General features: G+C 65.6%; 11 protein-coding genes. 4 read left to right on the top strand and 7 right to left on the bottom strand.

Translation table 11 applies throughout. The annotated features are described in order from the left end of the window. Positions 1-249: 249 nt before the first annotated feature. The 3 genes from meaB to VFW69_RS13360 form a co-directional block, all read right to left on the bottom strand. Complete coding sequence (gene meaB / locus VFW69_RS13370) at positions 250-1,137, bottom strand: methylmalonyl Co-A mutase-associated GTPase MeaB (RefSeq protein ID WP_526501982.1); 888 nt, start codon at positions 1,135-1,137, stop codon at positions 250-252. 7 nt (positions 1,138-1,144) lie between these two features. Beyond that, on the bottom strand, positions 1,145-2,284 hold the full coding sequence (locus VFW69_RS13365) for a thiolase family protein (protein ID WP_526501980.1): 1,140 nt from the start codon (positions 2,282-2,284) through the stop codon (positions 1,145-1,147). A 114-nt stretch (positions 2,285-2,398) separates the two neighbouring features. Then, entirely contained in the window at positions 2,399-2,917 is a 519-nt protein-coding gene (locus VFW69_RS13360) for a phenolic acid decarboxylase (protein WP_526501978.1), read from the bottom strand. 163 nt (positions 2,918-3,080) lie between these two features. Between VFW69_RS13360 and VFW69_RS13355 the strand changes: the two genes are divergently transcribed. Then, entirely contained in the window at positions 3,081-3,932 is an 852-nt protein-coding gene (locus tag VFW69_RS13355; protein ID WP_526501986.1) for a proline iminopeptidase-family hydrolase, read from the top strand. A gap of 21 nt (positions 3,933-3,953) precedes the next feature. Here VFW69_RS13355 and VFW69_RS13350 read toward each other — a convergent pair whose 3' ends face one another. The 4 genes from VFW69_RS13350 to VFW69_RS13335 are packed head-to-tail and all read right to left on the bottom strand — an operon-like array spanning position 3,954 to position 8,099. Beyond that, a complete protein-coding gene (locus tag VFW69_RS13350) occupies positions 3,954-4,724 on the bottom strand; it encodes an enoyl-CoA hydratase/isomerase family protein (protein ID WP_526501976.1) in 771 nt (256 codons plus the stop codon). 1 nt (position 4,725) lies between these two features. Next, entirely contained in the window at positions 4,726-5,814 is a 1,089-nt protein-coding gene (locus VFW69_RS13345; RefSeq protein ID WP_526501974.1) for an acyl-CoA dehydrogenase family protein, read from the bottom strand. Beyond that, the gene (locus tag VFW69_RS13340; protein ID WP_526501972.1) at positions 5,801-6,706 is read right to left on the bottom strand and encodes an acyl-CoA dehydrogenase family protein; all 906 of its coding nucleotides are present in this window, start codon (positions 6,704-6,706) and stop codon (positions 5,801-5,803) included. The genes VFW69_RS13345 and VFW69_RS13340 overlap by 14 nt, the downstream gene beginning before the upstream one ends. Further along, positions 6,684-8,099 carry a class I adenylate-forming enzyme family protein gene (locus VFW69_RS13335; RefSeq protein WP_526501970.1) on the bottom strand — a complete coding sequence of 472 codons (1,416 nt, stop codon included), beginning with the start codon at positions 8,097-8,099 and terminating at the stop codon, positions 6,684-6,686. Before VFW69_RS13335 ends, VFW69_RS13340 begins: the two co-directional genes overlap by 23 nt. Positions 8,100-8,225: 126 nt before the next feature. Between VFW69_RS13335 and VFW69_RS13330 the strand changes: the two genes are divergently transcribed. From VFW69_RS13330 to VFW69_RS13320, 3 genes are read left to right on the top strand one after another with little or no spacing between them, the layout of a single operon-like run. Then, entirely contained in the window at positions 8,226-8,564 is a 339-nt protein-coding gene (locus VFW69_RS13330) for a 2Fe-2S iron-sulfur cluster-binding protein (RefSeq protein ID WP_526501968.1), read from the top strand. A gap of 20 nt (positions 8,565-8,584) precedes the next feature. Next, positions 8,585-8,899 carry a hypothetical protein gene (locus VFW69_RS13325; RefSeq protein WP_526501966.1) on the top strand — a complete coding sequence of 105 codons (315 nt, stop codon included), beginning with the start codon at positions 8,585-8,587 and terminating at the stop codon, positions 8,897-8,899. A 40-nt stretch (positions 8,900-8,939) separates the two neighbouring features. Continuing rightward, positions 8,940-10,196, top strand: coding sequence for an amidohydrolase family protein (locus VFW69_RS13320; RefSeq protein ID WP_526501964.1), 1,257 nt, complete (start codon positions 8,940-8,942; stop codon positions 10,194-10,196). Positions 10,197-10,200: the final 4 nt, after the last annotated feature.

Below are 10,200 nucleotides of genomic sequence, written 5' to 3'. Positions count from 1 at the left end.
CAACCAACTAGGGAACTCACCGCCGCCGGTGATGGCCAGCACCGGATCAAAGCCCAAACGGGTTGAGGCATCAAAAGATTCGTTCACGATACGTACAGCAACGCCGACGTGCACTAACCTGAACCAAATCGTATCTCAAGTGATCTGCCTGACCCTCAACTCAGGGCGGTTGCACGCGACGCACCTCCGCCGATCGGCCCGCAAATGTGACGAATGCGCCTATCCCCCGATCGGGGGACAAGCGGGCTGTCAGTCGGTCTGAGGCATGGGCGGTGAGACCAGCTGATCGGCGGCCGTGTACGGGTCCTGGTCGCCGTCGACGACCGCCTCGGCGAGCCGGTCGAGATCGGGCTGGGTACGCAGCCGGGTTTGGGCCAGCGACAGAATCTGCGCTCGGGCGCGGGCCAGCCGGCGGGCGCGGCTGTCGGTGCGGCGGTGGTCCTCGATGGCGGCCATCAGATCTTCGATGCCCCCACCCCGGGCGGCGATCAGCGACACGATGGGAGCGCTGGTTTCGGCCCGAAGATCCCGAACCGTCTGTTCGGCGCCGTCCCGGTCCGCCTTGTTGACCGCCACGATGTCGGCGACTTCCAGCACGCCCGCCTTGGCGGCCTGAACCGCGTCGCCCGCGCCGGGATTGAGAATGACGACAGTCGGGTCGGCGACGGCGGCAATCTCGATCTCGGACTGCCCCACCCCCACCGTCTCCAGCAGGACCACGTCGTAACCGATCGCCCCCAGCAGTCGGATGGCCGCCGGAACCGCGGCCGCAAGGCCCCCCAGATGCCCGCGGGTGGCCACCGAGCGGATGAGTACGTCGGAGTCGTTGATATGCGCGGCCATTCGAATTCGATCGCCCAGCAGCGCACCGCCACTGAACGGCGATGACGGGTCTACCGCCAACACTGCCACCCGGCAGCCGCGTTCGCGGTAGGCACTGACCAGAGCGGCGACCGTCGTCGACTTCCCCGCGCCGGGCGGCCCCGTGATGCCGACGACCGGCCCCATGTCCTGCGGGGCGGGGCCGATAGTCGCCAAAACCTCGTCGCGCTGCTCGCCCTCGACGAGGCTGAGAAGCCGACCGGCCGCGCGGGGAGATCCATTGCGTGCGCGGGCAATCAGATCAGCGATGATCATGTACGCATTATGGAGCCGCGACCTCGATTACCGTCGCCGAGCCCATTCCGCCTCCCGCGCACATCGCCGCGACACCGATGCCACCGCCGCGGCGGCGCAATTCGTGCACCAGGGTGACCAGCATCCGGGCGCCGGTCGCCCCGACGGGGTGTCCCAGCGAGCAGCCACTGCCGCTGACGTTGACCTTGTCGGGGTCAAGCTCGAGCAGTTTGATGGTGGCCACGCACATCGCGGCGAAGGCTTCGTTGATCTCGAAAAGATCCACCTCGGAGGTCGAAAGCCCGGCTCGCTTAAGGGCTTTCGGTATCGCCTCCACCGGCGCCAGGCCGGTGATCGCCGGGTCGACGCCGACGGATGCCCAGGACCGGATCGTGGCAAGCGCTGACAGCCCCAGCCGGTCGCTCGCGACGACCAGCGCCGCCGCCCCGTCGTTGGCGCCGCACGCGTTGCCGGCGGTGATCGAAAAGCCCTCGATTTCGGGGTGCAGCGGCTTGAGCGCGGCCAGCTTTTCCATGGTGGTGTCGCGACGCGGGTGCTCGTCGACCGAGAACAGGCCATGCGGCGTCTCGATCGGGACGATCTCCTCCTTGAAGCGGCCTTCGTCGATGGCGGCGATGGCGTTGCGGTGTGACCGCAGCGCCCAGGCGTCCATCTCCGCACGGCTCACGCCGGCCTTGACCGCGGCGTTCCAGCCCACGGTGATCGACATGTCCATGTTCGGCGCGTCTGGCCGGTTCGGATGGGTCGGCGGGAACCAGTCAATCCACTCACCGTCCACCTGGAGGCGGGAGCGCGGCGACGTCGACGCGGCATTCACACCTCCGGCGATGATCAGCTCGTCCATCCCGGCGCGCACGCTTGCCGCCGCGCTCTGCACCGCCGCCTGTCCGGCCGCGCAGTGCCGGTTGTTGGCCAGACCGGGTACGTGGGGCAGCCCGGCCGTGATGGCCGCGTGGCGGGCGATCACACCGCCGCCGTAGAGCCCCTCGCCCAGGATCACATCGTCGACCTGCGCCGGATCCAGATCTCTGGCCGCTTCGGTGACCACATGCTGCGCCAGATCGAACGCGCTGGTGTCGCGCAGAGTGCCCTTGCGGGCGGTGCCGATGGGGGTGCGCAGGGCGGACACGATGACGGCTTCAGACACGGATCTTCTCCAGTTCAACCAGCAGGTGCGGAACTCCGAGAGCAATCCGCACACTCACGAGAATCATATTCTCTCATTACGAGAGTACGAGTCGCAACAAGCGGCCGGGGTCGGTCAGTTGGTGCGGTTTGACCATCCCGGCGGGAGGCGATCGGGAGCGGTGTCGATGACGGCTTCGTCGTCGGTCCCGACGTATTCGAACAGGGTGATGTAGGCGAATTCGGGGACTTCGTAGATGGGGTAGGTCGGGCCTTCGTCACGGTACGCGCGCATCTCATCCAGGTGTTCGTTCTGGAAGCAGACGGTGCGCTCACCGTGCGTTCGGACCCACTGGGGGAAGAAGATGACCCCGTGGATGCGGCGCTTGGAGGGCAGGACGTTGACCGCCACGCAGGTGCCGGTGGGTTCGGTCCAGGAGATTTTGAAACTGTCGTCGTCGAGTTGGGCGAGGTTGACCTCCTGACCTTTGACCCAACGGCCGCCGACGTGTCCGGAGTGGATGCGGTAGTCGATGGTGGTGGCGTTCTTCACGTACATTTCGTACTGCCATCCGTTGGCGTAGGTGTAAATGAAGCGGTGCCCGACGATTCCCGAAAAGCTTTGCGGCGGAATCGGGTTTGCGACACTGGTCATTGCCGTCCCTCCTATGTGGCCACCGCTGCTGGCGGCCACGGTAAATGATCCTGCCAGGACGCGGCCCCGTCCGTGCGGCATGTTGCAATGGATTCCGGCTGATGTGCGCAACGGGACTGCGGAAAATGCGCTGATTTGCGATGGTGGGTGGATGCATCAGGGAATGGTCGCGGTCCCGGGCGGCGACGTGTGGTTCAAGCGGACCGGTGGTGGTGCGGGCCTCCCGCTGCTTGTCATTCACGGCGGTCCAGGCCTGCCGCACAACTACTTGCGGTCACTGGGGCGGCTTTCCACGGAGCGCGAGGTCATCTTCTGGGATCAGCTCGGTTGCGGAAACTCCAAATGCCCACCCAACCCGGAGCTTTGGACGATGGATCGCTCGGTGGCCGAGGTGGACGCCGTGGTACGAGCCCTGGGTCTGGATCGCTTCCACCTCTTCGGCAACTCCTGGGGTGGGATGTTGGCCCAGCAGTACGTGCTCGAGGCGCCCGCCGGCGCCGCAAGCCTGACCATTTCCAACAGCATCGCCTCCATCCCGGAGTTCGCGAAGATGGTGGCGCGCTTGAAGTCCGAACTTGACCCGGCCACCCAGGCCGCCATCGACCAGCACGAGACCGCGGGCACCACGCACGCGCCCGAGTATCAGGCCGCCATCCGCACCTGGAACGAGACCTACCTATGCCGGGTACGCCCTTGGCCGCGAGAGCTCGAGGATGCGTTTCGGAACATGGGCGCCGAAATCTTCGAAACCATGTTCGGCCCCAGCGACTTTCACATTGTGGGGACGATCCGCAACTGGGACGTGTTCGAAAGGCTCCATGAAATCGCCTTACCGACACTGGTGCTCGCGGGTAGGTACGACGAATGCGTGCCCGAACACATGTGGGATATACACCAGCGCATACCTGGTTCACGGTTCGAGCTGTTCGAAGCCAGCGCTCACATGCCGTTCATCGAGGAGCCGGACAAGTTCGATGCGGTGATGCATGACTTCCTGCGCCGGCACGACGCCTGAGGCCTTCGTGCAGCCACAACCTCAGTTCTTCCTGGCCGCGTTGAATTTCGCGACGTTGGCCCGGAAATCCTCGGTCACGAACGACTGGCTCTCGGCCGACAGCGCATAGTCCAAACTGGCGAGCACGGCCCGCTCCAGATGGATGTTGAGCACCCGCTTGGTGCTCTCCACCGCCTGCTGCGGCAGCTCCAAAATCTCTTTGGCGCTGGCAATCGCCTCGGCAACGGGATCATCCGCAATGTGATTGGCCAATCCGAGTTCGACAGCCCGCTGTGCGCTGATGCGGGTGCCGGTGAGGGCGAATTCCTTGGCCAGCAGCAGACTGATGTGCAGCGGCCAGGTCAGCGGCCCACCGTCGGCGGCCACCAGCCCAACCTGCACGTGCGGGTCAGCCAGATAGGCGCTTTCGGCGATGTAGACGATGTCGCTGAGCGCCACCAGGCTGCAGCCCAGCCCGACGGCGGGGCCGTTGACCGCCGCCACCACCGGAATTCGGCAGCGGGCCATGCCCAGCACGATCTCGCGCCCGTCCCGGATGGTTTTGGCGCGCAGCTCAGCATCGTTCGCCAGCTCTTCGAGATACGTGAAATCGCCGCCGGCCGAAAACGCCCTGCCCGCACCGGTGATCACCGCGGCGCGGGCCGTGGGGTCATCGGTCAGTCGCTGCCACAATCGCGCGAGCCCGACGTGCAGGTTGTCATTGACCGAGTTGAGCGAATCCGGCCGGTTGAGCGTGATGATGCGCAGGGCACCGTCGGCCTGAACGTCGATTTCGGTAGGCATGTCGTACACGTCAGACTCCCAATCCCAAGATTCGTGAAGCGATGATGTTCTTCTGTATTTGTGACGTCCCGCCCATGACGCTCTGCGCCCGGCTGTAGAGATAGGCGCTCAGCAGATCGGGATCGCGCGTTCCCGTTACGGCAAGGGCCGCATGCCCGACGGATTGTTCCACCCAGGTCATCAGCAGCTTGTCCAGCGACCCTTCCGAGCCGTGCGATACTCCATCGAGCTGTTCGGACAGCCGCCGCCGAACGTGATGGGTCAGCATATCCGACTGGACCGCGGCCCACGCCAGCTCAACGGGTACTTCACCGTCGTTGCGCAACAACAGCTCTCGGACGAGCTTGCCGTAGCGGGCCGCATAGCCCAGCGTGGAGGGCTCGCGTTCGTGCCCGACGACCGTCATCGCCACCGCCCAGCCATCGCCGGGAGCGCCGACCATCCGGTCCGCCGGCACCGTCGCATCATCGAAGAACACCTGACCGAACTCGTTGGTGACCCCGTTGATCATCTGCAGCGGGCGCTGTTGCACACCAGGCTGTTTCATGTCCAGGACGAACGCGGACAGACCGCGGTGGCGCTTGCCCTCGGGGTCGGTGCGCGCCAGCAACAAACACCGGCCCGCGATGTCGGAGTAGCTGGTCCAGATCTTGTGCCCGTTCACCACATAGTTGTCGCCCTCGAGGCGCGCGGTGGTGGTCAGCGACGCCAGATCCGAGCCGGCGCCCGGCTCGCTGAAGCCCTGACACCAGCGCTCGGTGCCGTTGATGATGCCGGGCAGGAAGCGTTTTCGAAGCTCGTCGCTGGCGTGCGCGCCGATGCCGTACACCAGATAACCGACGCTGGGCCGCGGCGGTGCACCGGCACGCACCAGCTCCTCGTCGACGATGACGTCGTAGACCGGCGCCAGGTCCTGGCCGCCCCAATCGCGTGGCCAGGACAGGCCGAAAAAGCCGTTCTCGTACAGGGCGCGGTGCCAGTCGGCCATGCGCAGCCAATACTCGTCGCCCGAGCCCGAAAACTCCTTGGCGTGTGCGGCAAGCCACGTGCGCAGCCGCTCCCGGAAGGCGGCTTCATCGGGTGAGTCACGAAAGTCCAAGATCGATCTCCTTCAACGCGACCGGCCACAGCTCGGTCGATGTGAGGGCCCGGCGCAGGTAGACGTGCGCCACGCATTCCCAGGTGTTGCCGATACCGCCGTGCACCTGGATGGCCGTCTCGCATACGGTGCGGGTGGCGCGGGCGCAGTAAACCTTTGCGATCTGTGCGGCCCGGATCGCTTCGGCGGGGGAAAGCTCATCGACCGCCCACGCGGCATGCCGCAACACGCTCACCGAACCCTCAATCAGCGCAAGGCTTTCGGCCAGCAGGTGCGCGATGGCTTGATACGAGCCGATCTGCTTGCCGTACTGTTCACGGATTTTCGCGTAGTCACAGGCGACGGCGTGCGCGCCCCGGGCGATGCCGACCAAGTCGGCCGTCGTGGCGACCAGCGCGAGGGCCCGCCATTGCTCGGCAACCTCGGAGGACACGTCCCCCAACGCCTCCGGCGATCCCGCGATCGTGGCGTCAGCCCGCGTGAGGTCGACGCTCTGCGGCGAACCCTGCACATCGACAGTGAGGACCGTGCCGCGCGAAAGCGACAGGGCGCGCCGGGCGCCGCGGGCATCAATCACTCGATCGCCGACGGCGACCGTCGCCGCCGATACGTCCGCACCGACATGGCGGCCCAGATCGTCGGCGAGTACGGGCCCAAGGAACGGTGTGTCAACCAGGCGGCGGCCGAACTCCTCGGCCACGATGGCTACCTCCACACCGGAGGCCCCATCGGAACGCAACGACCGCCAGCCGGTGTTCTCGATTTGCTTGTCCAGACGGGTAATCCGAGTCTGGTCGTCGAGATCCTGCACGGTTGCGGGGCCCAGATCGTCGGCCAGCTTGGCGGCGGCATCGCGTAATTGCTGTTGTTCAGCTGTCAGACGTACATCCATATCGCTCCTTCAGCACTCGACGCAGCACCTTGCCAGACGGCAGGCGGGGGATGTCGGGGACGAAGACCACCCGGCTCAGATGTTTATATGACGCCAATCTTTCCTCCACCCGGGCGGTCAATTCGGTGGTGACCGCCTCTGTGTCAATGGTTTCGGACGCGGCGACCGCGGCGATGACGGCTTCACCGTTGAGTCCTTCGGGAATCCCGAACACCGCGCAGTCTTTGACGGCGGGATGACCCTGCAGCACCATCTCGATTTCGGCGGGGGCGACCTGGAACCCGCGCACTTTGATCATCTCTTTGAGGCGGTCGGTGATTCGCAGCCAACCACCGGTGTCGAGCCAGCCGACATCCCCGGTGCGGTACCACCCGTCGCGGATCGCCTCGCCGGTCGCTTCGGCCGGTAGGTATCCGGCCATGAGCGACGCCGACCGGCCCTGGATCTCACCGACCTCACCCGGGCAGACCGGCTCGCCGGTCTCCAGTGAAACGACGCGTACGTCCACACCGGGCACCGCTCGCCCGACGGTGTCGAGCCGCGGGTCCTCGATCGGATTGCACGCTACGACAGGCAATTCCGTGGTTCCGTAGGCCGGAAGCCAACGCACTCCGGTGCGCCGGGTGACCGTCTCCGCGACGTGGGTGTTGACCGGCGTGGCACCCCACATGATGTAGCGCAGCGACGACAGGTCATAGGACTCGAGGTCGGGATGCGAGGCGATGGCCAGCGCGATGGGCGCGACCGCCATTTCCACTGTGATGCGGTCACTTTCGATGTGCTGCAGCACCCGGTCAATGTCGAAGCGGCGATGCAGCCGCACGCAGGCGCCGGTCTCCCACGCGGTCAGCAGGTTCAACAGTCCGAGAATGTGTGACGGCGGCGTCGCAACCTGGATCCGGTCGTGCTGCGTCAGTTGCAACGCTCGGCGCCAGTGCCGCACCGCCTCATTCAGCGAGGCATGGGTGTGCCGGACGGCCTTCGGCAGGCCGGTGGTGCCGGAACTGAACACCAGCGCCGCGTCGTTCGTGGGCGGCGGTGAGCCGGCTACCGGCTCTGCGGGCGGGACCGGCTCGTCGAGGTGCAGCATCGGCATCAGACCGGCCAGCACCGGGTGGTCCCCGACCGCATGCTCGGGGCGGGTCAGCGCGAGCGCATGGTCGACCTCGTCGCGCTTCCACGCGGGACTGATGAGCACCGCTGTAGCCGCCACTCGCCAGATCGCCAGCACCACGGCGAGGAACTCCGGCCGATTCGAGGCCATCACGGCGACGCGTTGACCCGCGGTGACACCGTCTTTTGCCAGGTTAGCGGCCCATCCGTCGGCTAACGCGTCGACTTCGGGCACGCTGAAGCGACGTTCCTCGAACACGAGCGCTGCCGGCTCGGTCACGTCCCGTCCTTCCCTGACAGACCGGGCTGACCCGACATCCATACAGTCTTGAGAAGATGCTATCTCTTCGTGAGAATAGTATTCTCTATACTGAAGAATGCAAGTACGGGAGAGGGGGCGGTCTCAATGACGGTCACCCGGATCATCGAGGGGACCCCACGGGTGACAGATCCGGCGACAAACGGCTCCAGTGCCGGAACGGTGACGATTCATCTCGACCGAAAGAAGGTGTCGGCACCCATAGTCCCGGGCGAGACTCTGTTGGAGACCGCGCGGCGGGCCGGGCTGGAACCGCCGTTCAGTTGCGAGGCCGGCAACTGCGGTACGTGCATGGCCAAGCTCGAAGAGGGCCATGCCACTATGCGGGTCAACGACGCTCTCGAGGAGGACGAGGTCGCCGAGGGCTACATTCTGACGTGCCAGGGCGTTCCGGATACGGACTCGGTCACGGTGCGCTACGAGTAGCAGCCAGAGAGGTGGCGACGATGGCCAAGGGCATCATCCTCGTGGAGAGCCGACCCAGCTCACCCGAGCGCGAGCAGGAATACAACACCTGGTACGACGAGGTGCACCTGAATGAGCTCGTTGCCTTGGACGGATTCGTCTCGGCACGCCGGCTGCGACCCGTCGCCGCCGACGGGCCCTACGTCGCCATCTATGAGATCGAGGGTGAGGACCTGCAGGCGATTCTGGACAACATGATCGCCAGCGCGGGGCAGCTGCACATGTCGGACGCCCTGCAGCTGGATCCGGCGCCCATTCCACGACTGCTCGAGACCACCACGGAGTGCAGCGGCTGACCGAGGTCGGCTCGGTCGCTGCGCGGGAGAGGACTGCTTGATGAAGGTCGATGACCTGATTTTGGTGAGCATTGACGACCACGTGGTCGAACCGCCGGACATGTTCCTGCGGCACGTGCCCGCCAAGTACCGGGACGAGGCCCCGATCGTCGTGATGGACGACAAGGGCGTCGACCAGTGGATGTACCAGGGCAGGCCCCAGGGCGTGAGCGGACTCAACGCCGTAGTGTCCTGGCCGGCCGAAGAGTGGGGCCGCGATCCCGCCGGGTTCGCCGAGATGCGTCCCGGCGTCTACGACGTCCACGAACGCGTCCGGGACATGAACCGCAACGGCATCCTCGCGTCGATGTGCTTCCCGACGTTCACCGGCTTCTCGGCTCGGCACCTGAACATGCACCGCGAAGAGGTCACTCTGGTGATGGTGTCGGCCTACAACGACTGGCACATCGACGAGTGGGCCGGGTCGTATCCCGATCGGTTCATCCCGATCGCCATCCTGCCGACGTGGAACCCCGAGGCGATGTGCGCCGAGATCCGCAGGGTCGCCGCGAAGGGCTGTCGGGCGGTAACCATGCCGGAATTGCCTCACTTGGAAGGACTTCCGAGCTACCACGACGAGGACTACTGGGGCCCGGTGTTCCGCACGTTGTCCGAGGAGAACGTGGTGATGTGTCTGCACATCGGCACCGGGTTCGGTGCGATCAGCATGGCGCCTAACGCGCCGATCGACAACCTGATCATTCTGGCCACCCAGGTTTCGGCGATGTGCGCGCAGGATCTGCTGTGGGGCCCCGCGATGCGCAACTACCCGGATCTGAAATTCGCCTTCTCCGAGGGCGGTATCGGCTGGATTCCGTTTTACCTGGATCGCAGCGACCGCCACTACACCAACCAGAAGTGGCTACGCCGCGACTTCGGCGACAAGCTGCCCAGCGACGTCTTCCGCGAGCACTCGCTGGCCTGTTACGTCACCGACAAGACGTCGTTGAAGCTGCGCCACGAGATCGGCATCGACATCATCGCCTGGGAGTGCGACTACCCGCACTCAGACTGCTTCTGGCCCGACGCCCCCGAGCAGGTGCTCGCCGAGCTGCACGCCGCCGGCGCCGACGACTCCGACATCGAGAAGATCACCTGGCAGAACTCGTGCCGGTTCTTCGGCTGGGATCCGTTCGCCCGAACACCTCGCGAGCAGGCGAATGTTAAGGCCCTGCGCGCCAAAGGAAGTGACGTGGACGTGTCGATCCGGTCGCGCGCCGAGTGGGCGCGGCTCTACGCGGAGAAGCAGCTGGCGTAGCCGG

Origin of the sequence: Mycobacterium sp., assembly GCF_036273375.1 — a bacterium.
In the GTDB taxonomy this organism is placed as follows: domain Bacteria; phylum Actinomycetota; class Actinomycetes; order Mycobacteriales; family Mycobacteriaceae; genus Mycobacterium.
Note: the sequence above shows the minus strand (reverse complement) of the source record. Positions and strands in the feature narration are given on the sequence as shown.

Bases quoted from the DNA above. Each gene is read 5' to 3' on its own strand.
- VFW69_RS13320 (WP_526501964.1), top strand. From the start codon at position 8,940: ATGAAGGTCGATGACCTGATTTTGGTGAGCATTGACGACCACGTGGTC.
- VFW69_RS13340 (WP_526501972.1), bottom strand. From the start codon at position 6,706: ATGGATGTACGTCTGACAGCTGAACAACAGCAATTACGCGATGCCGCC.
- VFW69_RS13360 (WP_526501978.1), bottom strand. From the start codon at position 2,917: ATGACCAGTGTCGCAAACCCGATTCCGCCGCAAAGCTTTTCGGGAATC.
- VFW69_RS13355 (WP_526501986.1), top strand. From the start codon at position 3,081: ATGGTCGCGGTCCCGGGCGGCGACGTGTGGTTCAAGCGGACCGGTGGT.
- VFW69_RS13330 (WP_526501968.1), top strand. From the start codon at position 8,226: ATGACGGTCACCCGGATCATCGAGGGGACCCCACGGGTGACAGATCCG.
- meaB (WP_526501982.1), bottom strand. From the start codon at position 1,137: ATGATCATCGCTGATCTGATTGCCCGCGCACGCAATGGATCTCCCCGC.
- VFW69_RS13325 (WP_526501966.1), top strand. From the start codon at position 8,585: ATGGCCAAGGGCATCATCCTCGTGGAGAGCCGACCCAGCTCACCCGAG.